Below are 25,789 nucleotides of genomic sequence, written 5' to 3'. Positions count from 1 at the left end.
CGCCGCGCGAGCCGAGAGGGCCCGTACCGTCCTGGGGACGGTACGGGCCCTCTCGTTCGTCTGGTGTGTTCCGCCTCAGCCGAGGCGCGGGTCGCGCGGGGGCTGGCCCGGGGGCTGCGGATAGGGCTGGCCGGGCTGCGGATAGGGCTGGCCGCCGTACGGGGGCTGCTGCGGCTGCTGGTACGGGCCCGCCGGCTGCGGGGGCGGAGCCTGCGGGGCCTGCTGCTGGGGGTACGGCTGCTGCTGGGGCTGCTGGGGCTGCTGGGGCTGCTGGGCTTGCTGGGGTCCGCCCCAGTGCCCCTGCGCGCCCTGCTGCTGTGCGCGGACGAAGTCCTCGGCGACCAGCGCGGAGAGGGTGAAGTACGCCTCCCGGGTCTTGGGCCGCATCAGGTCCAGGTCCACCTCGGCGCCGGCCGCCAGGTGTTCGTCGAAGGGCACCACGACGACCCCGCGGCAGCGGGTCTCGAAGTGCTGCACGATGTCCTCGACCTTGATCATCTTGGCGGTCTCGCGAACCCCGGAGATGACGGTGATCGAGCGCGAGACCAGGTCGGCGTACCCGTGGGCGGACAGCCAGTCGAGGGTGGTGCTGGCGCTGCTCGCGCCGTCCACCGACGGGGTCGAGATGATGATCAGCTGATCGGCCAGGTCCAGGACCCCGCGCATGGCGGAGTAGAGGAGCCCGGTGCCCGAGTCGGTGAGGATGATCGGGTACTGGCGGCCGAGCGTCTCGATGACGCGGCGGTAGTCCTCGTCGTTGAAGGTCGTCGAGACCGCCGGGTCCACGTCGTTGGCGATGATCTCCAGGCCCGAGGGGGCCTGCGAGGTGAACCGCCGGATGTCCATGTACGAGTGCAGGTAAGGGATCGCCTGGACCAGGTCGCGGATCGTCGCGCCGGTCTCGCGGCGGACGCGGCGGCCGAGGGTGCCGGCGTCGGGGTTCGCGTCGATGGCCAGGATCTTGTCCTGGCGCTCGGTGGCGAGGGTCGCGCCGAGGGCGGTGGTGGTCGTGGTCTTGCCGACGCCGCCCTTGAGGCTGATGACGGCGATGCGGTAGCAGGACATCACCGGAGTGCGGATCAGTTCGAGCTTCCGCCGGCGGTCGGCTTCGGCGGCCTTGCCGCCGAAGCGGAAGGCGGAGCGGGTGGGCTTGGGCTTCTGCTTGGCGCGGATCAGGCGGTCGGAGGACAGTTCGACGGCGGCGGTGTAGCCCAGCGGCGCGCCGGGTCCCTGGCCGGGCTGCTGCTGGTACGGGCCCTGCGGCGGCTGCGGCTGCGGCGGTTGTGGCTGCGCGGCCTGCTGCTGGGGCCACGGGGCGACGGGGGCCTGCGGCGTCGCCTGAGGTGTCGCCTGCGGCGGGAAGCCGTAGCCCTGCGGGGGCTGGGCCTGGGGCTGCTGCTGGCCAACGGGCGGGAACCCGTACCCCTGAGGCGGACCCGAGGACGGGAACGCGGGCGGCAGCGGAGGCAGTTCACCCCCGGGGCCGGGTCCCCCGAACGGAGTATCCGCGGGAGAGGGTGCGGCGGCGTACGGCCCCGGCGGGGCGTCCTGGGGCGCCTTGACGTCCTCGGCGGGCGTGGCGGTCCGGGGCGCCGCGGGGGCCTCGGGCAGTTCGGGCACGACGATGGGCTCCACCACCGGCACCCGGAACGGGGCGTCCGCCGCCGCTTCCCGGGGCTGGTCCGGGGCGGGCGCGTCGGCGTGGGCCGTGCCATCGGAAACCGGGGACTCCGCCGTGTCCGGAGATCCGGCGGGTCCCTCCGGGGGCGTCGGCGGCGCGTCGGCGGGAGTCGGACTCCCCGCCGGGCCCGGGTGGACGGGCGGGGCCGCCGCGTCGGCCGGGGCCTGACCGGGGAACGGCGCCGGGGTCTGCCCCTGCGCCGGGTAGGGGGCCGCAGCGGCACCCGGGAACGCCGGCACGGCATCGGCCGGAGCCGGGTAGGCGGCCGGACCCTGAGCCGGGAACGCCGGCGGCACGACGGCCGGAGCAGGGGCCTGCGCCGCGAACGGCGGCGCGGCGTCGGCCTGGCCCGGGTAGGCGGGCGGGGTCGGCGCGTCGGTCGGGAAGGCGGCCGGAGCCGCGCCCGGGTAGGCCTGCGGGGCGTCGCCCGGGGCAGGGAAGGCGGCCGGAGCCGCGCCCGGGGCCGCCGCGTCGGCCGGGGCCGGGAAAGCGGCCGGTCCCTGCGCCGGGAAGGAAGGCGGGACCGCGTCGGCCGGTCCCTGCGCCGGGAAGGAAGGCGGGACCGCGTCGGTCGAGGCCGGGAAGGAAGGCGGGACCGCGTCGGTCGAGGCCGGGAAGGAAGGCGGGACCGCGTCGGTCGAGGCCGGGAAGGAAGGCGGGACCGCATCCGCCGACGCCGGGAACGCGGGCAGCGCCGCCTCGGCCGCCGACGGCGTGTCGGACGGGGTGCGAGGGACCGGCGGGGCGATCCGCATCGTCGGCGGGGAGACCACGTCCGACGGCCGGTGGGGTTCGAATCCGCTGCCCTCGGGCAGCCCCGGCAGCCCCGGAACCGGCGCGGCCGGTGCCGCCGCGCCCTGCGTGTACCAGGCCGGCGGGGTGTAGTCGATGGTGAACTCGCCCGTCACATCGGGCTCCGCGTCGGACTGATCGTCCGTCGGGACGTCCCACGTCCCGCCGCGCCTCTCGTTCCGATCGCCGCTCACTGGTCCTCCTGGTCTGTCGAACACCGGTCGGGCGCCCAACTCGACGCCGCGCCCGCGCTCAGCCTAATCGCGCCCCGTGACCCCGAGGCCCCCGAGGTCGCGCCCCCGCACTCCTGCCTACAGGCCACCCGCGCCCTGAGCAACCGTCATGACGCACCACCGTCTCAGTCGATGCGCCGCGCCGCGCCCAGCAGGCCCGTCTCCGTTTCCGTGCCCTGCGTCATCACGAACTTCCGGTCCCGCGGCGTACACCACAGCGTCACCCCGTCCCCGAGCGTCGGCAGGGACTCCACCGCCGCCCGCGGCAGCCCCATCAGGACTCCGATCCGGTCCGCCTCGTCGGGGGACACCCGCTGCACCCCCACCAGCGCGGAGTTCCGCAGCAGCCGCGGAGCCGTCGGGCTCAGGTACGGCAGCAGGGTCAGCACCGACTGCCACGGCCCCGACACCACCCGTCCGCGCGGCGGCCGCATCCCGCAGTCCCGGATCACCAGCACCGGACTGCCCGCCGAGGCGCCCTGCGGCGGCACCCGGCCCACGTCGTGCAGGGTCACGCACTGCTGCCCGCCGCCGGCCGCCTGCGCCAGCCCGGACCACACCTGCCCGCGCCCGGTCTCCACCGCGACCCGGGCCCCGGTCGCCGCCGTCCGCAGGGCCAGCACCTGGGCCGTCCACAGGCCGCCGATCAGCGTGACCTCGTACGGCGTGGGCCGGTTCACGCCGAGCACCGCCGGACGACCCTCCGCGTCCACGCCGATGACGACCCCGTCGTCGCCGACGGGCAGTGCCAGGGCGTCCAGATCGCCCGCCGGGACCACGTGCCGCTCCCGGCGCGGCCCGATCAGCCCGAAACCGCCCCTGACCGCGTTCCTCGCCGAGCCCGTCACCGCGCACCTCCCAACGGCAGCGAGGCCAGCAGCCCCGGCACCTGTTCCCGGTCCAGCCGGACCAGTCCCGTCCGCACGCCCCGCGCGGTCCGCTCCAGTTCCCGCCGGGCCGCGACGAGCTCCTCGTCGCTGCGCCCGGTCACCCGGACGTGCCCGGTCAGCGTCACGCCCCGCCGCTCGGCCGGGGCCATCGTCAGGCTGAAGTTCGTCGCCAGCGCGGGCAGCGAGGTCAGCAGGGCCACGAACTGCGGCAGCCCCGCCCCCGTACCGCCCAACTGCGGCCAGCGGGCTATCCAGTACGTGGTGTGCCGCCGGTCGTCGCAGCGCCAGGTCCGCGGGGTCTCCTCCGTGCGCCGGCCCGTGCTCGCCGCACGTCCCGCCTGGGTGATCGCCATCGGGTTCGCGCAGGAGGAGGTCGCGAGCGCGCCCGTCAGCTCCTGCTCCGTCAGCACGGCGGCCCGGAACCCGGCCCCGGCCAGCCGGCTCGCCAGCTGGTCCGCGACCCGCACCAGACACCGCTGGGCCCCCGCCAGACCGCCGCCGCGGGCGGCGACGGCCTCCGGGCACAGCTCGGGGTCGAGCTTGAGCGCGATCCACGTCAGCCGCACGGCCGGGGCTCCCGTCCGGGCCTGGAGCGGGCCGTAGTTGAGCGTGGCCATCGACCGGGCGGGCAGGTGCGGGGCCGGAGCGGGCTGCGTGTGCTGGACGAGCTGCGCCGACTCCAGCCGGATGCCGTCCACCTCCAGGACGTCCCGTACGGCGGACAGCGGGAGCGGTCGCGCCCCCCGGTCCGGCCGCAGCGCGGTGGCGTCCATGTCCACCTGGACCACCGCCGTCAGGAAGGTCCCGTCGCCGACCATGCCCACCGGCCGCCGGTCACGGTCGCTGAAGGTCAGCGTCCGCAGTGCGGGATCGGCCTCGACCAGCGGGGCCAGCCCAGGCTCGGTCCCGGCGGGCACCGTGAGCGAGGCGGACCTGCGGCGCCGGGCCCGCAGCGCGAGCGCGCCGCCGATCCACTCGGGCAGGGACCGCTGGTGGCGGCGTACGACGGCCAGCAGCACCAGGACGAGGGCCAGGACGCCGGCGGGCACCAGCAGCAGCGGCTCCACCACCCACGCCGCCAACAGGACGGCAGCGGCGAGCTGGAGGAGGACGAGCTGTTGCAATCGGAACGGTCCGAACCGGCCCGGGCTCGACTTCGGATGCGGCGTCACCCCGCCCCGTGCGGGTGCGGCCGCGGCCGCCTGCGGCTCCGTCGCGGTGGCCCTCACTCGCGCACCTCCCCATCAGGGGGGCGGACCCGGCGCGTCCGGCACCGCGCGGCAGCGGCCGCCGGCTCCGGAACCTCCCCGATCCACCCCAACTAGGCTTGATTTCCCCGGTCCTGAAGGCGCTGAGCGGACTTCCCAGCCCACCTGCTCCCTGCCGACCCTCCGTCAAGAGGCATAGTAGGTCCCCGGTCCGACAACCAAGGCCCGGGGAGCGGCCCCACCGACCGGGCCGTGCGGGGAGAAGCAGGCGGTCATGGCATCACGACGTGATGAGCTCAACGCGTACACCTTCGCGAAGCGGCGCACCGTGGCCGCGTTCCTGCAGCCCTCGGCCACCGGTTCCGAGGAGGGTGCGCCCAGGCCGCTGCGCGCCATCGTGCCCGGGGTCGTGATCGGGGCGCTCGTGGTCGCGGGCTTCGGAGCCTGGGGCATGTTCAAACCGCAGGCGCCCAAGGGCTGGGACGAGCCCGGCGCCACCGTCATCGTCGGCAAGCAGTCGACGACCCGGTACGTGGTCCTGACCACCAAGGTCGGCGGCAAGGACCAGACCCGGCTGCACCCCGTGCTCAACCTGGCCTCCGCGCGGCTCCTCCTCGACCCGCAGAAGTTCAAGGTCGTCCAGGTCGAGGACAAGGTGCTCGACGCGGGCAAGCCCCCGCGCGGCCCCATCATCGGCATCCCCTACGCCCCCGACCGGCTCCCCGCGAAGCAGGACGCCGGCAAGGCCAAGCGGTGGGCCGTCTGCCAGCAGCCCGGCGGCAACGGCCGGGGCGTCCAGACGGCGGCGTTCGTGCTCGCCGACCGCGAGGCCCCACTGCTCGACGACGCCCGCCGCACCGCCGACGGGCAGGTGCTGTACGTGCAGAGCACCGGCGGGGCCAAGGAGCGCTTCCTCGTGGACGCGACGGGCACGAGGTACCGCTTCCCGGAGGGCAAACCGGACTCCGCGACCCTCACCACCGCCCTGGTCGGCACCGGCGCCACCCCGCAGCCGGTCACCGAGGAGTGGCTCGCCACCCTCAACGCGGGCGACGACCTGGCCTTCCCGCAACTGCCCGGCACCCCGGGCGCGAACGCGGCGGTCCCCGGCCTGGGCGCGGCCGACGCCAAGGTCGGCATGGTGGTGACCGCCCAGACCGGCTCCGGTACGCAGCACTACGTCGTCCTGCCCGACCGGGTCGCCCCCGTCTCGGAGTTCGTGGCCTGGTTGCTGATCTCCTCGCCCGCCACCGACAGCCTCAACATGCACGGCAAGGCCCACGAGATCGACCTGCAGTCCCTGGGCCCCGACGCGCCCCCCTTCAAGGACGAGGCCCGGTGGCCGCGCAGCCGCGGAAAGCAGGTCAACCGGGTCGCCGACGCTCCCGGCGCCCCGCAGGGTGCCGAACGGCGCGACACCGTCTGCAGCGTGCTGCGCTCGGTCGACGGGCAGGGCAACCAGACGCTGAGCACCTGGGCCGGAACCGGCTTCCCCGTCGACATCGCCGCGAGCGGCACCAGTTCCTACGTCACCCCCGGCACCGGCCTGCTCTACACCCAGGTCCAGGGCCGCCAGACCACCGCCGGCGGGTCGCTGTTCCTGGTCACCGACACCGGCCTGCGCTACGCCGTGCAGGCCAACGGCGACAGCGACGCCGCACAGTCGAAGATCGGCGCGCCCGATCCGCAGGCCCCGGGCGGGGCCGGCGACGGCCGCCCCGAGGCCAGCCAGGCCCAGATCCGGCTCGGCTACGGCGGGGTCGTACCCGCCATGGTGCCGATCGCCTGGTCGGAGTTCCTCTCCAAGGGGCCCCGCCTCGACACCAACTCCGCCCGTCAGCCGCAGGGTTCATGAGGAGGACGCCCGTGCCGCAGACGCCCCGTGCCGTGCTGGCGGGCACCGCGCTGGCCCTCGTGGCGGCGTACGGTGCCGGAGTCGGCGCCGCGCCCGGCGCCCGGCCCGCGCCGCCGGCCCCGCCCCCGTACGCCCTGGGGCTCGCCGGGGCGGGGGAGTGCACCTTCCCCATGAAGAAGCAGATCGCCGACCGGCCCTGGGCCCTCCAGCGGCTCATGCTGGACGCGCTGTGGGCGCGGACCAGGGGCAAGGGCGTCCGTGTCGCGGTCATCGACACCGGCGTGGACCGCGCCAACCCACAGCTCTCCGGCGCCCTCGACCCCGGCGCCGGCCGGGACTTCCTCGATCCCAAGGGCGGCGACGGCACCAACGACACCGTCGGGCACGGCACCAAGGTCGCCGGCCTGATCGCGGCCCGTCCCCAGGAGGGCACCGGCTTCGTCGGCCTGGCCCCCGAGGCCACCGTCATCCCCATCCGGCAGAACGACGGACAGGGCAACGGCAACGCCGCCACCCTCGCCCAGGCCATCGACCACGCCGTGGCCAAGGGTGCCCAGGTCATCAACATCTCCCAGGACACCGACGCCCCGCTCACCCCCGACTCCGACCTGGGCAAGGCCGTCCAGCGGGCCCTGGACGCCAAGGCGGTGGTCGTCGCCTCGGCCGGCAACGACGGCCTGAACGGCCAGAAGCGCCGCACCTATCCCGCCGCCTTCCCCGGGGTCCTGGCCGTGGCCTCCTCCGACCGCAACAACGAGCGGGCCGCGTTCTCCCAGCCCGGCGACTTCATCGGCGTCGCCGCCCCGGGCGTCGACATGGTCTCCACCGTCCCCGGCTTCGGCCAGTGCATCGACAACGGCACCAGCTTCTCCGCCCCCTACGTCGCCGGGGTCGCGGCCCTGCTGCGCGCCGAGCACCCGCAGTGGACCCCGCAGGAGGTGGTCTGGCAGATCCAGAACACCGCCGAGCGCGCCGTCAACGGCCGTGACGACTACGTCGGATGGGGTGTGGTGGACCCGGTCCGTGCCGTCACCCAGGACCGCGAGACGCCCCGGGCACCCGTCCCGGATCCCGGCCCGCCCCCGGCGGCAACGCCCCGGGTGGCCGAACTCGCCCTGTCGGAAACCGCGCAGGAACGCGAGGAGCGGATCGGCACGTACGCTCTCGGCGTCGGCGCCGTGCTCATCGCCGTCATCGCCGCCACCGCGACGGTCGTCCGCGAGGCCCGGAGCCGCCGCCGACGCCGTTTGCAGTGAACGGTAACGGTTCATCTACCGTGACGGCCCACCGGTGTTGGGCGCGGGACCCGAACTGGCTAGAGTGACCGCAGGCTTCACGACTGTGATCGGGGGATTCGTGAAGCGGAGGGGGAAGTGCGGCGCGCGTGACTGGAATTCCGCGTCGCGAAGGTCCGCTCCGCCCTGCAATCCGCCGGTTCTGCCGGGGAATTGAGAAGTGAGGAGCTTCGGATGACGAACAACTTCGGTCTTGCGGACGATCCGGTCGTCAAGGCGGCCAACAAGATCTCCGAGACGGCCAACGCCGTGACCACGCAGTCCCGCGAGCTGGCCGACATCCTGGCCACCGTCAGCGCGGGCTGGACCGGTGTGGGTGCCGAGGGCTTCAAGAAGGCCCAGTCGGACCTCAACATCGACCACGACGAGATCCGCCGTCTGCTCGGCGTCCTGCACAACGCCGTCTCGCAGACGAAGAACCTGACCAACGCCCAGGACGACGAGGTGCGCGCCGCGTTCAACTCGATCGGCGGCGGCAGCGGCGGCCGTTCGGGCCTCGACGGCATCTGAGTCCGGCGCCGTCCCCAGCAACCCCACCGCGAAGGAGAAGATCATGTCCGGCACCGACGGCCACACCCGGGTACGGTACGAGAGCGTCCAGCAGATGGCGGACCGCATCCGCGTCGTCTCGAAGAACATCCTCAAGGACCTCGACGAGATGGAGGCGGCCGTGAAGGTCGTCACCGACACCTGGGACGGTGAGGCGCACATGGAGTACGTCAACCTCCAGACGAAGTACCACCGCCGCGCCGACCACATGCAGCAGGAGCTCGAAAAGGTCGCCCAGATCATCGAGCGCGGCAAGGGCGACTACCGCGCCACCGACGTGAAGGCCTCGCGCCTGTTCACCGAGGCCTTCTGAGCCCCGTACCCGCCGGCACGGCGCCCGCGCGAACGTCCTCAGGTGAGGTCGAACTCCCCGTCCCGGGCCCCCAGGACGAAGGCCTCCCACTCGGCCGCCGTGTACCGCAGCACCGTGTCGCGGTCCAGCGAGGACCGCATCGCCACCGCGCCCTCGGGCAGCCTGGCGATCTCGACCCGCTCCTCGTCCGGGCTGGTCCCGGGCGGGCCCTGCCACTCGACGCCGCTGATGTCGAGCGCGTACAGCTCGTCCTTCTCCTGCTGGGTGCCCATGTGCGGCCCTTCCCTCGGTGGTGCGGTGCTCCCGCGGTCTGCCGATTATCGGTGCTGCCGGCCGGGGCGGGGGAGTGTTTCCCGATGATCACCGAGGACGCCCGCCGGGCGGCGACCACCGCCCCGCCCGGACACGGCGGCACCGGCGACGGCCGGCTCCCCCGTCAGGACGGCCCCGCCATCCGCCCGAGCTGGACGAGCGAGGTGCCGCGCCTGCGCGAGACGAAGTAACCGCGGCCCGGCGGCATCGGGCGGCATCGTACGGTGCCCAGCAGATCGCCCTCGGAGGGGTCGCCCGACAGCACCACGCCCTGCGCGCCCAGCTCCTTGACGCGCTGCATGAAGGGCTCGTACAGCGCCCGGGAGGCACCCGCCGAGCTGCGCGCGATGATGAAGCGGACCCCCGTGTCGCGGGCGAACGGCAGGAACTCCACCAGCTGCGCCAGCGGGTTGCCCTGGCTCGTTGCGACCAGGTCGTAGTCGTCGATCACGATGTACACGTCCGGGCCCGTCCACCAGCTGCGGTCGCGCAGCTGCTGCGGAGTGACGTCGGTGGGCGGCTGCCGACGTGAGAACACCCCGCCCAGCGCCTCCATGTGCATCTGCAGGGAGCTCGCCATCGGCGCGTACTCCAGCAGGTACTCCTCCGGCAGCGCCCCCAGCAGGCCCCGCCGGTAGTCGCCCACGACCAGCTTGGCCTGGTCCGGGGTGTACCGGTCGGCGATCTGCCGGGCGATGAGGCGCAGCAGGTTCGTCTTGCCAGACTCGCTCTCGCCGAACACCAGGAAGAAGGGGTCCGTCTCGAAGTCGACGAACACCGGCTCCAGCGCGGTCTCGTCGATGCCGATCGCGATCCCGCGTTCCGGGAACTCCCCGCCCTTGGGCAGCTGGTCGGCGTGCAGCAGCCGCGGCAGCAGCCGTACGCCCGGAGCCGCCGGACCCGACCAGCCCGAGCGCACCGCCGCCACGAAGGCGGCCGTGGCCTCCGAGAGGGTCTCGGCGTCGTGCGCGCCGTCGACGCGCGGCAGGGCGCCCAGGAAGTGCAGCTTCTCCGGCACCTGGCCGCGTCCCGGCATCCCCGTCGGCACGTTGGCCGCGACCCGTCGGTCGAATTCGGAGTCCATCACGTCGCCGAGCCGCAGCTCCAGCCGGCTCAGCATCTGGTCCTTCAGCGCGGCCCGCACCTCCATGTACCGGGCCGCCGTGACCACCACGTGGATGCCGTAGCCCAGACCCCGGGACGCGATGTCCGTGACCACCGGCTCCAGGCCCTCGTACTCGGTGCGGAATCCACCCCAGCCGTCGACGATCAGGAACACGTCGCCCCACGCCTCGCCGGGCAGCTCGCCCGCCGCGCGCCGCCGCCGGTAGGTGGCGATGGAGTCGATGCCGTTCGCCCTGAAGAACTCCTCGCGCCGGCCCAGGACCCCCGCCACCTCCGCGACCGTACGCCGCACCCGCTCCGGATCGAGCCGGGAGGCGATCCCGCCCACGTGCGGCAGCTCCGACACCGCGGACAGTCCGCCGCCGCCGAAGTCCAGCCCGTAGAACTGCACCTCGCGCGGGGTGTGCGTGAGTGCGAACGCCGAGATCAGCGTCCGCATCAGCGTCGACTTGCCCGACTGCGGACCGCCGACCACCATCATGTGGCCCGCGGCCCCCGAGAAGTCCCGGTAGAGCACCTCGCGGCGCTGCTCGAAGGGCTTGTCGATCAGACCGAGCGGCACGACCAGCCCACCGGGCCGGGTGTACCCCTGCGCGTGCAGCCCCCGCTCCGCCGAGGGCGCCAGCGCCGGCAGCAGCTGGTCCAGCGGCGGAGCCTGGTCCAGCGGCGGCAGCCACACCTGGTGCGCCGGCACCCCCTGCCCCTCCAGCCGGCCCACGATCACGTCGAGCACCGTGTCCGCGAGCGCGTCGTCCTCCCGGACCGTGCCCGCCGCCAGGTACGCCGGGTCCGGGGCCGCGTACACCACCGGCACCGGAGCCGCTGTGAACAGCACCGGCCGCCGCTCCACCGGGAACGGCCCCACCGACAGGTCCGGCCCGCCCGAGCGGTAGGTGCCCGACACGTACGCCGCCTTGAACCGGGTCATCTCGTCCGTGCCGAACTTCAGGTATCCCGAACCGGGCACCGACGGCAGGTGGTACGCGTCCGGCACGCCGATCGCCGTGCGCGACTCCGCCGCCGAGAAGGTCCGCAGGCCGATCCGGTACGACAGGTACGTGTCCAGCCCGCGCAGCTTGCCCTCCTCCAGCCGCTGCGAGGCCAGCAGCAGGTGCACGCCCAGCGAACGGCCGATGCGGCCGATCTGGATGAACATGTCGATGAAGTCGGGCTTCGCCGTGAGCAGCTCGGAGAACTCGTCGATCACCAGCACCAGCGAGGCCAGCGGCTCCAGCGGGGCGCCCGCCGCGCGGGCCTTCTCGTAGTCGTGGATGTTCGCGTAGTTGCCCGCCGAGCGCAGCAGCTCCTGCCGGCGCTGCAGCTCCCCACGGATCGAGTCGCCCATCCGGTCCACCAGGGTGAGGTCGTCCGCCAGGTTGGTGATCACCGCCGCGACGTGCGGCATCTGCCCCATCCCGGTGAAGGTCGCACCGCCCTTGAAGTCGGCGAGCACGAAGTTCAGCGTCTCCGAGGTGTGCGTCACCGCCAGCCCCAGCACGAGCGTGCGCAGCAGCTCCGACTTGCCCGAACCGGTCGCGCCCACGCACAGCCCGTGCGGGCCCATGCCCTCCTGCGCGGCCTCCTTCAGGTCCAGCATCACCGGCGCGCCGCCCTCGCCCACGCCGATCGGCACGCGCAGCCGCTCACCGGCCGAACGCGGCCGCCAGGTCCGCGCCACGTCGACGGCCGCCGCGTCGCCCAGGTTCAGCAGATCCGTGAAGTCCAGGTTCGCCAGCAGCGGTTCGTCGTCGTCCCCGCCGCCCGTGCGCAGCGGCGCCAGCTGACGCGCCAGCGCCTCCGCAGCCGGCAGCGACAGGGTGTCCGGCGTGCCCTCGTACGCGACGCCCGCGCCCGACTCCAGCCGCAGCCGGCCCGGCCGCACCACGACCGACAGGCCGCCGCGCGGCTCGTCCAGCTCGCCCGCGACCACCTCCACGATGGTCACGCCCTGCAGACCCTCGGCCGCCGCGAACGCCGAGTCCGGCGGCACCAGCCCACCGTCGAGGACCACCACCAGGTGCGGCTGGTCCAGCACCGGGGACACCTCGCGGCTGAACCGCGACCGGCCCTCCAGCCGGGAGCCCAGCAGCTCCTCCAGCTCGCCGAGGTCGTCGCCGAACAACCGCTTCGTACCCGCCCCGTCGACCTGACCCGGCACCTGCGTGTGCGGCAGCCACTTCACCCAGTCCCACGACGGCACCGCGCCCGGCGCCGCCACCACCGCCACCACCAGGTCCTCGGGGGAGTGCAGCGTCGCCAGCTGCGCCACGAGCGCACGGGCCGTCCCGCGCGCCGACTCCGGCTCCCCGGAGACCGTCACGTGGTAGAACGCCCGGATCGACAGCGCCACCGGCAGCCCGTCCAGCGAGGAGTGCACCTTCAGGAATCGCTGCATCGCGCCCGCCGTCAGCGGCTCCAGCTCGTCCACCGGAGCCGTGTCCGGAGCCACCAGCGCCGTCGCGAGCCGCTGCGCGCCCAGACCCAGCCGCGCCTGGCCGAAGTCCGCGTCGCCGACGCGGCGTTCCCACAGCCGGGAGCCCTCCGCCACCACCGACCACAGCTGCTCGGGCGCCGGGTGCAGGTACAGCTGCGCGTCGCGCTGCGCCCGCGCGGTCCTGCGCACCTGACGGCGCGTCTGCGCGAGGTACTTGAGGTAGTCCCGGCGCACGTCCGCCATTTGCCCCTGCGTACCGCGCCGGAACCGCACCAGCTGGGCGATGACCATGCCCACCGTCGACGCCAGCATCAGCACGCCCATGATGCGCATGAACGGCGCCGCACCCGGCATGAAGAAGAAGACGACCGACGAGCCCATGCCGAGCATCGGCAGGAGCTGCATCAGCATGCCCTCCTGCTGCCCCCGGGGGAGTTCCGGCGGGGCCTCCAGCCTCAGCTCGTCGGAAGGCACCTCGGGCGGCAGGGACCGGGGCGGGCGTTTGACGACGATCTGGCTCACCGGAGCATCAATCCCTTGGAAACGGACGGGACGTCGCAACCGGCGTCCCCAAGTCCCGGGCGTGGAGGGGGACTCCTCCGCGCCCGGTGATCCTACTTGCCGACAGTCGCACCCCCGCCGGGTAGGGTGGCGCGCGCAGCATGCGCATCCGCGAATCCGACGCCGCCACCGGCGCCAACCAGGGGGTCCCACAGGTGAGTACGGCCGAGGCGACGGGGTTCTGCAGGGTCACCGTCGTGGCTCCCGACAGCCGCATCGACGTCGCCCTCCCCGAGGACATCGCCGTCGCCGACGTCTACCCGGAGCTGCTGCGCCTCACCGGCCAGACCCAGCCCGTCGGCGCCCCCACCGGATTCCACCTCGTGCGCCGTTCCGGCACCGTCCTCGACGGCGCCCGCACCCTCGCCGCCCAGCAGGTCCTCGACGGCGAGGTGCTCAGCCTGCGCCCCTTCGCCGAGTCCCTGCCGCCGGCCGTCTTCGACGACGTCTCCGACGCCGTCGCCGCGGCGGTCGTGCGCGACCGGCACCGCTGGAGCGACGACATGCTGCGCGGGGCGGGCCTGGCCGGCGCCGCCCTGCTGCTCGTCCTGCTCGGATTCGTCCTCTGGTACGCCGACCCGCTCCGGCACGACATGCACGGCCTGCCGGGGATCATCGCCGGGGCCGTGGGCGTCCTGCTCACCGCCGCCGCCGGGGTGCGCGCCCGCGTCTACCGCGACCGCGGCTCCGCGGTCGCGCTCGGCCTCGGCGGTCTGCCGCACCTCCTGATCGCCGGCTCCGGCATCGTCGCCGCCGGCGCGGGCCAGGGTCCGGGCCGCCTGCAGTTCTTGCTCGGCTGCCTCTGCGTCCTCGTCGCCTCCGTCGCCCTCGTCGTGCTCACCCCGCACGGCGACGCCCCCTTCGTCGCGACCACCTTCCTCGCCGCCACCGGGACCCTGGCCACCTTCGCCGCCATCGCCGCCGAGGCCTCCGCCACCGCGACCGCCGCCGTCTGCGCCCCCGTCGCCATCGGGCTCGTCGCCTTCCTCCCCGGCCTCTCGGCCCGCTTCGCCCGGCTGCCCATCGGGTACGCCGCCCCGCGCAGCGCCGTCGAGGATTACGAGACCCCGGACCGTTACGAGACCGCCCCCGGCGCCGACCCGGACGCCCCCGCCGTCGGGCACGACCCGGCCGCCCCGCTCGACGCCGAGCAGATCGCCGCCCAGGCCCGCCGCGGCCACGAGATGCTCCTCGGCCTGGTCGGGGGCTGCGCCGCCGTGGTCGTGGGCTCGGCCGCCGTCCTCGGGTTCGCCGACAACACCTGGGGCCGGCTGCTGGCCCTGGCCGCGGGGCCGGCCATGCTGCTGCGGGCGCGGCTCTTCCGGTACACCTCCCAGGTGGTCTGCGCCCTCGCCGCCGGCCTGGCCTCCGTCGCGCTGCTGATCCTGGGCCTCGCGCTGCACCCACCCGTCGATCTGATGTTCGATTTCGTGCACTACCACGACCGCGCCGGCCTGGACCTCCGTACGATCTGGCTCTCGGCCGCCGTCGCCGCCGGCGCGGCCCTCCTCGCGGGAATTGCGCTTGTCATCCCCCGTAAGGGCCTGTCACCCTTCTGGGGACGGCTGCTCGACCTCACCGAGGCCGCAGTACTGCTCAGCCTGGTCCCGCTGACCCTGGCCGTGCTCGACGTCTACGGCCGCGCCCGCTCGCTCACCAGCTGAGACGGCGCGACCCGGCAGCCTGGTACGCTGTGTGACGGCCGTTTGTGTACGCGCCCCCGGACATCCTTCTGGAGGCTGCGCTCAGCGGACCCCGCCTCCCGAGTTACGGAAGATCCCCAGAGAATTCGACCTGGGGCACTCGGTGGCTACGAAGACCAAACGAGGAGTACGCGTGCCGCTCGACGCCGCTACGAAGAAGCAGATCATCGCAGAGTTCGGTGCCAAGGAGGGCGACACCGGCTCTCCCGAGGTCCAGGTCGCGATGCTCTCCCGCCGCATCTCGGACCTGACCGAGCACCTGAAGGCCCACAAGCACGACCACCACTCCCGTCGTGGTCTGCTGATCCTGGTCGGCCAGCGTCGCCGCCTGCTGCAGTACCTGGCCAAGAAGGACATCCAGCGCTTCCGTACGCTGGTCGAGCGCCTCGGCATCCGTCGCGGTGCGGCCGGCGCCAAGTAAAGACGCTGTGAAGGGAGCGGTTCCCACACCGATGGGGCCGCTCCCTTTGCTGTACGTGCGCGACCTACCGGACGCTTTGTAGTCTGGACACAGCGCACGACCGAAGAGGAGGAGCGCCGGCCCTACGCCGCCGGTCCTCGGTAGTGGCATCCGGAAATCCCCGTGACGGGGATCGGAACCGGGTGCTTCGATCGAAGACCGGCCCGCACGCCAGGAGCGCTTCTCCGGCACCGTCCCCCACCACACGGGTGGTGGACGGAGACGACGAAAATGGAGAAAACGCTAGTGGAGAACGAGACCCACTACGCCGAGGCCGTCATTGACAACGGTTCCTTCGGCACCCGCACCATCCGCTTCGAGACGGGCCGTCTGGCCCGCCAGGCCGCCGGCTCCGCCGTTGCCTACCTGGACGACGACACGATGGTGCTGTCCGCCACCACCGCGTCGAAGAAGCCCAAGGACCAGCTCGACTTCTTCCCCCTGACGGTGGACGTCGAGGAGCGCCAGTACGCGGCCGGCAAGATCCCCGGATCCTTCTTCCGCCGCGAGGGCCGCCCCTCCGAGGACGCGATCCTCACCTGCCGCCTGATCGACCGCCCGCTGCGCCCGTCCTTCAAGAAGGGCCTGCGCAACGAGATCCAGGTCGTCGCCACCATCATGGCGCTCAACCCGGACCACCTGTACGACGTTGTCGCGATCAACGCCGCGTCCGCGTCCACGCAGCTGGCCGGCCTGCCCTTCTCCGGCCCGATCGGCGGCGTCCGCGTCGCGCTGATCCGCGGCCAGTGGGTGGCCTTCCCGACGCACACCGAGCTCGAGGACGCCGTCTTCGACATGGTCGTCGCGGGCCGCGTCCTGGAGGACGGCGACGTCGCGATCATGATGGTCGAGGCCGAGGCCACCGAGCAGACCATCGCCCTCGTCAAGGGCGGCGCCGAGGCGCCGACCGAGGAGATCGTCGCCTCCGGCCTGGAGGCCGCGAAGCCGTTCATCAAGGTCCTCTGCAAGGCCCAGGCCGACCTGGCCGCGAAGGCCGCCAAGCCCGAGGGCGAGTTCCCGGTCTTCCTGGACTACCAGGACGACGTGTACGAGGCCCTCGCGGCCGCCGTCAAGGGCGACCTCACCAAGGCGCTGACCATCGCGGGCAAGCAGGACCGCGAGGCCGAGCTGGACCGCGTCAAGGACATCGCCGCCGAGAAGCTCCTCCCGGCCTTCGAGGGCCGCGAGAAGGAGATCTCCGCCGCCTACCGCAGCCTGACCAAGGCCCTGGTGCGCGAGCGCGTCATCAAGGACAAGGTCCGCATCGACGGCCGCGGGCTCACGGACATCCGTACCCTCGCCGCCGAGGTCGAGGCCATCCCGCGCGTGCACGGCTCGGCGCTGTTCGAGCGTGGCGAGACCCAGATCCTGGGCGTCACCACCCTCAACATGCTCCGCATGGAGCAGCAGCTGGACACCCTCTCCCCGGTGACCCGCAAGCGCTACATGCACAACTACAACTTCCCGCCGTACTCCGTCGGCGAGACCGGCCGCGTCGGCTCCCCGAAGCGCCGCGAGATCGGCCACGGCGCGCTCGCCGAGCGCGCGATCGTGCCGGTCCTGCCGACGCGCGAGGAGTTCCCCTACGCGATCCGCCAGGTGTCCGAGGCCCTCGGTTCCAACGGTTCGACGTCCATGGGCTCGGTCTGCGCCTCCACCATGTCGCTGCTGAACGCCGGTGTGCCCCTCAAGGCCCCCGTCGCCGGCATCGCCATGGGCCTGATCTCCCAGGAGATCGACGGCAAGACGCACTACGTCGCCCTCACCGACATCCTCGGTGCGGAGGACGCCTTCGGCGACATGGACTTCAAGGTCGCCGGCACCAAGGAGTTCGTCACCGCCCTCCAGCTCGACACCAAGCTGGACGGCATCCCGGCCTCCGTGCTGGCCGCGGCCCTCACCCAGGCCCGCGACGCCCGCCTCCACATCCTCGACGTGATGATGGAAGCGATCGACACGCCGGACGCGATGTCCCCCTTCGCCCCGCGGATCATCACCGTCAAGATCCCCGTGGACAAGATCGGTGAGGTCATCGGCCCCAAGGGCAAGATGATCAACCAGATCCAGGAGGACACCGGCGCCGAGATCACGATCGAGGACGACGGCACCATCTACATCGGTGCCTCCGACGGCCCGGCCGCCGAGGCCGCCCGCGCCACGATCAACGCGATCGCCAACCCGACCATGCCGGAGGTCGGCGAGCGCTACCTGGGTACGGTCGTCAAGACCACCACCTTCGGTGCCTTCGTCTCCCTGATGCCCGGCAAGGACGGCCTGCTGCACATCTCGCAGATCCGCAAGCTCGCCGGTGGCAAGCGCGTGGAGAACGTCGAGGACGTGCTCGCGGTCGGCACCAAGGTGCAGGTCGAGATCGCCGAGATCGACCAGCGCGGCAAGCTCTCCCTGATCCCCGTGATCGACGGCGAGGCCGCCGGTGACGACGCTGACAAGGACGACTCCGACAAGTGACGTCGCGTAGTTCGCGTGTGACGGCCCGCCCCTCTTCGGAGGGGCGGGCCGTCGCCCGTACCCAAACCCTGCTCAAGGGGCAGAACGGCATCGGCACCGTCCGGCGCACCGTCCTGCCCGGCGGCCTGCGCGTCGTCACCGAGACGCTGCCCTCCGTCCGCTCCGCCACCTTCGGCATCTGGGCGAACGTCGGCTCCCGGGACGAGACGCCCACCCTCAACGGCGCCACGCACTACCTGGAGCACCTCCTCTTCAAGGGCACCGCCACGCGCAGCGCCCTCGACATCTCCTCCGCGATCGACGCGGTCGGCGGCGAGATGAACGCCTTCACGGCGAAGGAGTACACCTGCTACTACGCGCGGGTGCTCGACACCGACCTGCCGCTGGCCATCGACGTGGTCTGCGACATGCTCACCGGTTCGCTGATCCGCGAGGAGGACGTCGACGCCGAGCGCGGGGTCATCCTCGAAGAGATCGCGATGACCGAGGACGACCCGGGCGACATGGTCCACGACCTGTTCGCGCAGACCATGTACGGGGACTCGCCGCTCGGCCGCCCCGTCCTCGGCACCGTCGACACGATCAACGCCCTCGGCGCCGACCGGATCCGCCGCTTCTGGAAGAAGCACTACGACCCCACGCGCCTGGTCGTGGCCGCCGCCGGCAACGTCGACCACAACAAGGTCGTACGCCAGGTCCGCGCGGCCTTCGAGAAGGCCGGCGCGCTCGGACACACCGACGCGGCGCCGATCGGCCCCCGCACCGGCACCAAGCGCATCCGCACCGCGGGCCGCGTCGAACTGGTCAACCGCAAGACCGAGCAGGCCCACGTGGTCCTCGGCATGCCGGGCATCGCCCGCACCGACGAGCGCCGCTGGGCCCTGGGCGTGCTCAACACCGCCCTCGGCGGCGGCATGTCCTCCCGCCTCTTCCAGGAGGTCCGGGAGAAGCGCGGCCTCGCCTACAGCGTGTACTCGTACACCTCGGCCTTCGCCGACACCGGTCTCTTCGGCGTCTACGCGGGCTGCCGGACCGGGCAGGTCCACGACGTGCTGCGGATCTGCCGCGACGAGCTCGACAAGGTCGCCTCGGAAGGCCTCACCGACGAGGAGATCCGGCGCGCCATCGGCCAGCTGTCCGGCTCCACCGTCCTCGGTCTGGAGGACACCGGCGCGATCATGAACCGGATCGGCAAGAGCGAGCTGTGCTGGGGCGACCAGATGTCGGTCGACGACATGCTGTCCCGCATCGCGGACGTGACCCCGGACGAGGTCCGCGCGGTCGCCCAGGATGTACTGGCACAGCGGCCCTCGCTCGCCGTGATCGGCCCGCTCAAGGAGAAGCAGGCCGCCCGCCTCGACGAAGCGGTCGCCTAGTTCCGTACGGACACGAAGGAAGCAACATGAGCAAGCTGCGCGTGGCAGTCCTCGGCGCCCGGGGCCGCATCGGCTCCGAGGCGGTCAAGGCGGTCGAGGCCGCCGAGGACATGGAGCTGGTGGCGGCCCTGGGCCGTGGCGACAAGCTGGAGGCGCTCGCCGAGGCGGGCGCCCAGGTCGCGGTCGAGCTGACCACCCCCGACTCGGTGATGGACAACCTCGACTTCCTCATCGGCCACGGCATCCACGCCGTGGTCGGGACCACCGGCTGGACCGAGGACCGCCTCGCGCAGCTGGACACCTGGCTCGCCGCCTCCCCGGAGACCGGGGTGCTCATCGCCCCGAACTTCTCCATCGGCGCGGTCCTCACCATGAAGTTCGCCGTCCAGGCCGCCCGCTACTTCGAATCCGTCGAGGTCGTCGAGCTGCACCACCCGAAGAAGGTCGACGCCCCCTCCGGTACGGCGACCCGTACGGCCCAGCTCATCGCGGCCGCCCGCGCCGAGGCCGGGCTCGGGGCCCAGCCCGACGCCACCGCGACGGCCCTCGACGGCGCCCGCGGCGCGGACGTCGACGGGGTGCCCGTGCACGCCATCCGCCTGCGCGGCCTGCTGGCCCACCAGGAGGTGCTCCTCGGCGGCGAGGGCGAGACCCTGACCATCCGTCACGACTCCCTGCACCACAGCAGCTTCATGCCGGGCATCCTGCTCGGCGCCCGCCGCGTGACGCAGACCCCGGGCCTCACCTTCGGCCTGGAAAACTTCCTCGACCTCGGCTGATGAGGCAGTAGCACCCATGCGCGCGAAGATCACGTACTTCCTCACGGCCGCCGTCCTGGTCGTCTACTTCGTCCTGGTCGGCAGCCGGGGCGTGATGCTGCTCCAGCAGGGCACCTGGCTCACCGTCACCTTCGGTGCGGCCGTGCTGATCCTGCCGGTCATCGGCATCTGGTTCCTCTGGATGAACACCCGGTTCGTCACCCGCGCCAACCAGCTCGCGGCCGAGCTGGAGGCCGAGGGCGGCCTGCCCGTCGACGAACTGGAACGGGACGGCTACGGGCGGATCCTGCGGGACTCCGCCGACGAGGTCTTCGCGCGCCGCAAGGCCGAGACGGAGGACGCTCCGGGGGACTGGCGCAGCTGGTTCCGGCTCGCCGTGGCCTACCACGACGCCCGCGACACCCCGAGGGCCCGCAAGGCGATGCAGCGGGCGATCGCCCTGCACGCCGCCCGGCCGGCACACGAAGGGCCCGTACAGGTCTGATCCCCGTACGGGCCCCACACGGGCGGGCGGCTCCCCGCCGTCAGGCGGGCACGGCCCGGTACTCCCGGGCCCACGCCTCCACCCGGCCGGCCGCACGGTCGAAGGCCTCGCCCCGGGACAGGAAGTCGGCGCTGTGGTCGGTCAGCAGCACCGGGAGCTCCGCTCCGCCGTGCCCGGCCACCGTCAGGGCCTGTCCCTGCACGGTCCTCGGCAGCCCCAGCCAGCGCACGGGCTGCTGGACCTTGCGGACCGTGTCGATCTCGCTCCAGGAGATCGAGCGGGTCCCGAAGAACCCGACCCGGCGGAGTCCCGCCGGGCTCACCCACACGCCCGTGCGCAGTATGCGCAACGCGCAGCCGATCACGGTGAGGGACGCGGCCCCGGCGACGGCGGCGCCGCCCCAGGTGCCGGCGAAGGCGATGATCACCGTGGCCAGCAGCATGAAGGCGGAGACCAGGAGCAGCAGCGCCGCGCCGGCGACCCGCCAGGGGCCGGGCCGGTAGGGGCGCCGCCAGCGTTCGGGATCCGCATGCGGGAGGGCTTCGTCCTCGTGTGCGTCGAATACGCCGTCGGCCGTCAAGAAGGGCAGGGGCACGGCTGGACCTCACTCACATGCACGTTCGGTTGGACTGTGCCCGTGAGGCTACCGCCCCTCGGACGCCTCCGGCTGCTGGGCCTTCTCGGTCGCCTTGTACGGCTGCAGCGCGGGCATCCCGAAGAGCAGCGAGCCGACGAGCCCTGCCACCACGGTCAGTCCGACCAGACTACGGGCGGCGATCTGGGTCTTGCTCAGACTCTCGCGCGGCGGCGGAGTGACGTTACTGCGGAATCGGTCGGCCTCGGCGACGAAGGCGAAGGGGACGGGTTCGCGCCGGCGAAACATCGGGAGCGACTCTCCTCACGGTCGGGCCCCTGGGGGCGCTGCGGACAGGACGGAACACGTTCTCCCTGTAGGACGAGCGGAGGGCCCAATCGGTGCCGAAATTCGGGACATTAACCGAAATTCATGGCGGTCCGTCAGCCGGCCGGGTGACGCGGGCGCGCCCGGAGCGGCCCTCCGGCGGCCTCGGCGCCTGCGCAGCCGCCCCCGGTCGGCGCCGTAGAGTGGGCGCGCCCCAGGAAAGACCCGTTCGGAAGGACCCCGCGTGAGCGAGACCGCCGCTTCAGACCAGAAACCCAGCTTCCGCAGCGATGTGACGGTGGAGCTGGTGAAGCACTCCGCCGCCGACTCCGACGTGCTGTGGGCCGCCCGCGTCTCCACGGCGGGCGAGCAGTCCCTGGAGGAGCTGCAGAAGGACCCCGAGCGTTCCAAGGGCCTCATCAACTACCTGATGCGCGACCGCCACGGCAGCCCCTTCGAGCACAACTCGATGACCTTCTTCATCAGCGCCCCGATCTTCGTGTTCCGCGAGTTCATGCGCCACCGGGTGGGCTGGTCCTACAACGAGGAGTCCGGCCGCTACAGGGAGCTCCAGCCGGTCTTCTACGTCCCCGACGCCGAGCGCAAGCTCGTCCAGGAGGGCCGTCCGGGCAAGTACGTCTTCGTCGAGGGCACCGAGGCGCAGCAGGAGCTGACGGGCCGGGTCATGGAGGACTCGTACCGCCAGGCCTACGAGGCGTACCAGGAGATGCTCGCGGCCGGCGTGGCCCGCGAGGTGGCCCGCGCGGTCCTGCCGGTGGGTCTCTTCTCCTCGATGTACGCCACGTGCAACGCGCGCTCGCTCATGCACTTCCTCGGTCTGCGCACCCAGCACGAGCTGGCGGCGGTGCCGTCCTTCCCGCAGCGGGAGATCGAGATGGTCGGCGAGAAGATGGAGCGGGAGTGGGCCAAGCTCATGCCGCTGACCTACGCCGCCTTCAACGGCAACGGTCGCGTTGCCCCGTAAGGCCCGATGCACGTGCGGCGTACAGATGTGCGGAGACAAGTCCCAAGTGTCCGTATTGCGGCGTTTCGTAAAGTTCATCTAGGCTGATCAAACGGACCCGGCACTGCTTGAACCCCCGAGCAGGCAGTGCCGGGCTCCAACCCAGTGTTGACGTCCCCCGAGGGGACACCGCGAGCGTGGCAGCGAGTAGCGTGTTACCCATGGCTCCGATCTCGACTCCGCAGACCCCCTTCGGGCGGGTCCTCACCGCCATGATCACGCCGTTTACGGCGGATGGCGCACTTGACCTCGACGGCGCGCAGCGGCTCGCCGTCCACCTGGTGGACGCAGGCAACGACGGCCTGATCATCAACGGCACCACCGGTGAGTCGCCCACGACCACCGACGCGGAGAAAAACGACCTCGTACGAGCCGTACTCGAAGCGGTCGGCGACCGCGCCCACGTCGTGGCCGGAATCGGCACCAACGACACCCGGCACACCCTGGAGCTCGCCCGCCAGGCGGAGCGCACCGGCGCCCACGGCCTGCTCGCGGTGACCCCGTACTACAGCAAGCCGCCGCAGGAGGGCCTCTACCGGCACTTCACGGCCATCGCGGACGCCACCGAGCTCCCGGTCATGCTCTACGACATCCCGGGCCGCAGTGGTGTCCCGATCAACACCGAAACCCTGGTCCGGCTGGCCGAGCACCCCCGTATCGTGGCCAACAAGGACGCCAAGGGCGACCTCGGCCGCGCCAGCTGGGCCATCGCCCAGAGCGGCCTGGCCTGGTACTCCGGCGACGACATGCTGAACCTGCCGCTCCTGTCGGTCGGCGCGGTCGGCTTCGTCTCCGTGGTCGGCCACCTGGTCAGCCCCGAGCTGCGTGCCATGCTCGACGCCCACCTGGGCGGCGACGTGCAGAAGGCGACCGAGATCCACCAGAAGCTGCTGCCCGTCTTCACCGGCATGTTCCGCACCCAGGGCGTGATGACCACCAAGGGCGCGCTGAACCTCCAGGGCCTGCCCGCGGGCCCGCTGCGCCTCCCGCTCGTCGGCCTCACCGACGAAGAGACCGCGCAGCTCAAGATCGATCTTGCCGCCGGCGGGGTACAGCTCTGACAACAGACTTCACAACTGAATAGCCAAGATCAAAAAAGACAAAAGCAAGTGCACGAATGACATGCGCGCCGCGTGCCTCCAGGGGCACGTGGCGCGCGTGGTGAAGGAGAAACTTTTGAGTCATCCGCACCCTGAACTGGGCCCGCCGCCGAAGCTCCCGAAGGGCGGCCTGCGGGTCACCCCGCTGGGCGGTCTCGGCGAGATCGGCCGCAACATGACCGTCTTCGAGTTCGACGGCCGTCTGCTGATCGTCGACTGCGGCGTCCTCTTCCCGGAGGAGGAGCAGCCGGGCATCGACCTGATCCTGCCTGACTTCTCGTCGATCCGGGACCGTCTCGACGACATCGAGGGCATCGTCCTCACCCACGGTCACGAGGACCACATCGGCGCCGTCCCGTACCTCCTCCGGGAGAAGCCGGACATCCCGCTGATCGGCTCCAAGCTGACGCTGGCCCTCATCGAGGCCAAGCTCCAGGAACACCGCATCCGCCCCTACACCCTTGAGGTGAAGGAGGGCGAGCGCGAGAACCTGGGCCCCTTCGACTGCGAGTTCATCGCCGTCAACCACTCCATCCCGGACGCCCTGGCCGTGGCCATCCGCACCGGCGCCGGCATGGTCGTGTGCACCGGTGACTTCAAGATGGACCAGCTCCCGCTGGACAACCGCCTCACCGACCTGCACGCCTTCGCACGTCTGAGCGAAGAGGGCATCGACCTCCTCCTCTCGGACTCGACGAACGCCGAGGTCCCGGGCTTCGTCCCGCCGGAGCGCGACATCTCCAACGCCATCCGCGGCGTCTTCGCGGGTGCCCAGAAGCGGATCATCGTGGCGTCCTTCGCCAGCCACGTGCACCGCATCCAGCAGATCCTCGACGCCGCCCACGAGTACGGCCGTCGCGTCGCATTCGTCGGCCGCTCGATGGTCCGGAACATGGGCATCGCCCGTGACCTGGGCTACCTGCGCGTCCCGGCCGGCCTGGTCGTCGACGTCAAGACCCTCGACGACCTGCCGGACGACGAGGTCGTGCTGGTCTGCACGGGTTCCCAGGGCGAGCCGATGGCGGCCCTGTCCCGCATGGCCAACCGCGACCACCAGATCCGGATCGTCCCCGGCGACACGGTCATCCTGGCGTCGTCCCTCATCCCCGGCAACGAGAACGCGGTCTACCGCGTGATCAACGGCCTGACCCGCTGGGGCGCCAACGTCGTGCACAAGGGCAACGCCAAGGTGCACGTCTCCGGCCACGCCTCCGCGGGCGAGCTGCTGTACTTCTACAACATCTGCAAGCCGCGGAACCTGATGCCGGTCCACGGCGAATGGCGCCACCTGCGCGCCAACGCCGAGCTCGGTGCCATGACGGGCGTCCCGAAGGACCGCATCGTCATCGCCGAGGACGGCGTGGTCGTCGACCTGATCGACGGCAAGGCCCGGATCTCCGGCAAGGTCCAGGCCGGCTACGTGTACGTGGACGGCCTCTCGGTCGGCGACGTCACCGAGGCCTCGCTCAAGGACCGCCGCATCCTCGGCGACGAAGGCATCATCTCGGTCTTCGTCGTGGTGGACAGCACCACCGGCAAGGTCGTCAGCGGTCCGAACATCCAGGCCCGCGGCTCCGGCATCGAAGACTCCGCCTTCGCCGCGATCCTCCCGAAGATCGAGGACGCGATCGCCCGCGCAGGCGCGGACGGTGTCGCCGAACCGCACCAGATCCAGCAGCTCATCCGCCGCACGATGGGCAAGTGGGTCTCGGACGGCTACCGCCGCCGCCCGATGATCCTCCCGGTCGTCGTAGAGGTCTGACCTCCGCGTTCGTAGCGACCTCACTGGAGCGGGGCAACCGGATTTGCGTCCGGGGGCCCCGCTCCAGTACGTTTACGTCTCCACCTCGCAAGGACTCGGGCACACACGTGTGCCCGTTGCCGCATGCGGGCGGGTGGGAAATCAGAGCCAGGGAGACCTGATAAAGTCTGATCCACCCGAAAGGGAAAGGCCCCCCGAAGGCCATCAGAATTCCAATCCAGCCGGTAACGGCCAGGAAAAAGAATCTGATAGAGTCGGAATCGCAGGAAAGGGAAAACGCGAAAGCGAAGGACCTGGAAAGCGAAGCGCGAAAGACTCTGATAGAGTCGGAAACGCAAGAACAGAACGAAAGCCCGGAGGAAAGCCCGCGAGGGTGAGTACAAAGGAAGCGTCCGTTCCTTGAGAACTCAACAGCGTGCCAAAAATCAACGCCAGAAGTTGATACCCCGTCCACTTCGGTGGATGAGGTTCCTTTGAAAAAGA

Annotated in this window: 21 protein-coding genes; 13 read left to right on the top strand and 8 right to left on the bottom strand. The window is 72.0% G+C overall.

The features are described 5' to 3' along the window. Window positions 1–75: 75 nt before the first annotated feature. The 3 genes from ACEPPI_RS04060 to eccE form a co-directional block, all read right to left on the bottom strand. Window positions 76–2,667 carry an SCO5717 family growth-regulating ATPase gene (locus tag ACEPPI_RS04060; RefSeq protein WP_373913857.1) on the bottom strand — a complete coding sequence of 864 codons (2,592 nt, stop codon included), beginning with the start codon at window positions 2,665–2,667 and terminating at the stop codon, window positions 76–78. Between the two features lie 164 nt (window positions 2,668–2,831). Beyond that, entirely contained in the window at window positions 2,832–3,554 is a 723-nt protein-coding gene (locus ACEPPI_RS04055; protein WP_373913856.1) for a hypothetical protein, read from the bottom strand. Next, the gene (eccE, locus tag ACEPPI_RS04050; RefSeq protein ID WP_373913855.1) at window positions 3,551–4,825 is read right to left on the bottom strand and encodes a type VII secretion protein EccE; all 1,275 of its coding nucleotides are present in this window, start codon (window positions 4,823–4,825) and stop codon (window positions 3,551–3,553) included. Before eccE ends, ACEPPI_RS04055 begins: the two co-directional genes overlap by 4 nt. Before the next feature lie 253 nt (window positions 4,826–5,078). On the opposite strand from eccE, the gene eccB reads away from it, so the two are divergent. The 4 genes from eccB (at window position 5,079) to ACEPPI_RS04030 (ending at window position 8,816) form a co-directional block, all read left to right on the top strand. Continuing rightward, on the top strand, window positions 5,079–6,659 hold the full coding sequence (gene eccB, locus ACEPPI_RS04045; protein ID WP_373913854.1) for a type VII secretion protein EccB: 1,581 nt from the start codon (window positions 5,079–5,081) through the stop codon (window positions 6,657–6,659). Beyond that, window positions 6,656–7,915 (top strand): type VII secretion-associated serine protease mycosin, encoded by a 1,260-nt coding sequence (mycP, locus tag ACEPPI_RS04040; RefSeq protein ID WP_373913853.1) that lies wholly within the window; start codon window positions 6,656–6,658, stop codon window positions 7,913–7,915. The genes eccB and mycP overlap by 4 nt, the downstream gene beginning before the upstream one ends. 213 nt (window positions 7,916–8,128) lie before the next feature. Further along, a complete protein-coding gene (locus ACEPPI_RS04035; RefSeq protein WP_030227588.1) occupies window positions 8,129–8,464 on the top strand; it encodes a WXG100 family type VII secretion target in 336 nt (111 codons plus the stop codon). Between the two features lie 43 nt (window positions 8,465–8,507). Beyond that, entirely contained in the window at window positions 8,508–8,816 is a 309-nt protein-coding gene (locus ACEPPI_RS04030) for a WXG100 family type VII secretion target (protein ID WP_356222742.1), read from the top strand. 38 nt (window positions 8,817–8,854) lie between these two features. Here the strand turns inward: ACEPPI_RS04030 and ACEPPI_RS04025 are convergent, their stop codons facing one another. Together ACEPPI_RS04025 and eccCa are read right to left on the bottom strand one after the other, a co-directional pair. Continuing rightward, window positions 8,855–9,088 carry a DUF397 domain-containing protein gene (locus ACEPPI_RS04025; RefSeq protein ID WP_266842718.1) on the bottom strand — a complete coding sequence of 78 codons (234 nt, stop codon included), beginning with the start codon at window positions 9,086–9,088 and terminating at the stop codon, window positions 8,855–8,857. A 164-nt stretch (window positions 9,089–9,252) separates the two neighbouring features. After that, the gene (gene eccCa / locus ACEPPI_RS04020; RefSeq protein WP_373913852.1) at window positions 9,253–13,209 is read right to left on the bottom strand and encodes a type VII secretion protein EccCa; all 3,957 of its coding nucleotides are present in this window, start codon (window positions 13,207–13,209) and stop codon (window positions 9,253–9,255) included. 140 nt (window positions 13,210–13,349) lie between these two features. On the opposite strand from eccCa, the gene eccD reads away from it, so the two are divergent. The 6 genes from eccD (at window position 13,350) to ACEPPI_RS03990 (ending at window position 20,519) form a co-directional block, all read left to right on the top strand. Then, complete coding sequence (gene eccD / locus ACEPPI_RS04015; RefSeq protein ID WP_373913851.1) at window positions 13,350–14,912, top strand: type VII secretion integral membrane protein EccD; 1,563 nt, start codon at window positions 13,350–13,352, stop codon at window positions 14,910–14,912. Window positions 14,913–15,084: 172 nt separating this feature from the next. Then, window positions 15,085–15,372: a 30S ribosomal protein S15 gene (rpsO, locus tag ACEPPI_RS04010; RefSeq protein WP_030227598.1), complete on the top strand. Its 288-nt coding sequence runs from the start codon at window positions 15,085–15,087 to the stop codon at window positions 15,370–15,372. A 285-nt stretch (window positions 15,373–15,657) separates the two neighbouring features. Continuing rightward, on the top strand, window positions 15,658–17,880 hold the full coding sequence (locus ACEPPI_RS04005; protein WP_373913938.1) for a polyribonucleotide nucleotidyltransferase: 2,223 nt from the start codon (window positions 15,658–15,660) through the stop codon (window positions 17,878–17,880). Then, on the top strand, window positions 17,877–19,256 hold the full coding sequence (locus ACEPPI_RS04000; protein ID WP_373913850.1) for a M16 family metallopeptidase: 1,380 nt from the start codon (window positions 17,877–17,879) through the stop codon (window positions 19,254–19,256). The genes ACEPPI_RS04005 and ACEPPI_RS04000 overlap by 4 nt, the downstream gene beginning before the upstream one ends. A 26-nt stretch (window positions 19,257–19,282) precedes the next feature. Then, window positions 19,283–20,035 carry a 4-hydroxy-tetrahydrodipicolinate reductase gene (gene dapB, locus ACEPPI_RS03995; RefSeq protein ID WP_373913849.1) on the top strand — a complete coding sequence of 251 codons (753 nt, stop codon included), beginning with the start codon at window positions 19,283–19,285 and terminating at the stop codon, window positions 20,033–20,035. Between the two features lie 16 nt (window positions 20,036–20,051). Beyond that, window positions 20,052–20,519, top strand: coding sequence for a hypothetical protein (locus ACEPPI_RS03990; protein WP_356222759.1), 468 nt, complete (start codon window positions 20,052–20,054; stop codon window positions 20,517–20,519). 40 nt (window positions 20,520–20,559) lie between these two features. On the opposite strand, the gene ACEPPI_RS03985 is transcribed toward ACEPPI_RS03990, so the two are convergent. Together ACEPPI_RS03985 and ACEPPI_RS03980 are read right to left on the bottom strand one after the other, a co-directional pair. Next, window positions 20,560–21,114, bottom strand: coding sequence for a PH domain-containing protein (locus tag ACEPPI_RS03985; RefSeq protein WP_373913848.1), 555 nt, complete (start codon window positions 21,112–21,114; stop codon window positions 20,560–20,562). Between the two features lie 48 nt (window positions 21,115–21,162). Next, window positions 21,163–21,402 carry a hypothetical protein gene (locus tag ACEPPI_RS03980; RefSeq protein ID WP_373913847.1) on the bottom strand — a complete coding sequence of 80 codons (240 nt, stop codon included), beginning with the start codon at window positions 21,400–21,402 and terminating at the stop codon, window positions 21,163–21,165. 262 nt (window positions 21,403–21,664) lie between these two features. Between ACEPPI_RS03980 and thyX the strand changes: the two genes are divergently transcribed. The 3 genes from thyX (at window position 21,665) to ACEPPI_RS03965 (ending at window position 25,306) form a co-directional block, all read left to right on the top strand. Further along, a complete protein-coding gene (gene thyX, locus ACEPPI_RS03975) occupies window positions 21,665–22,405 on the top strand; it encodes an FAD-dependent thymidylate synthase (RefSeq protein ID WP_030227608.1) in 741 nt (246 codons plus the stop codon). 200 nt (window positions 22,406–22,605) lie between these two features. Continuing rightward, window positions 22,606–23,505 carry a 4-hydroxy-tetrahydrodipicolinate synthase gene (gene dapA / locus ACEPPI_RS03970; RefSeq protein WP_266842731.1) on the top strand — a complete coding sequence of 300 codons (900 nt, stop codon included), beginning with the start codon at window positions 22,606–22,608 and terminating at the stop codon, window positions 23,503–23,505. A 115-nt stretch (window positions 23,506–23,620) separates the two neighbouring features. Further along, window positions 23,621–25,306: a ribonuclease J gene (locus tag ACEPPI_RS03965; RefSeq protein ID WP_373913846.1), complete on the top strand. Its 1,686-nt coding sequence runs from the start codon at window positions 23,621–23,623 to the stop codon at window positions 25,304–25,306. Window positions 25,307–25,510: 204 nt separating this feature from the next. Here ACEPPI_RS03965 and ACEPPI_RS03960 read toward each other — a convergent pair. Continuing rightward, window positions 25,511–25,789, bottom strand: a 279-nt coding sequence (locus ACEPPI_RS03960) for a hypothetical protein (protein WP_373913845.1), incomplete at its 5' end; no start/stop codon positions are given.

This window comes from Streptomyces sp. AB3(2024) (genome assembly GCF_041862025.1).
Classification (GTDB): Bacteria; Actinomycetota; Actinomycetes; order Streptomycetales; family Streptomycetaceae; genus Streptomyces.
Note: the sequence above shows the minus strand (reverse complement) of the source record. Positions and strands in the feature narration are given on the sequence as shown.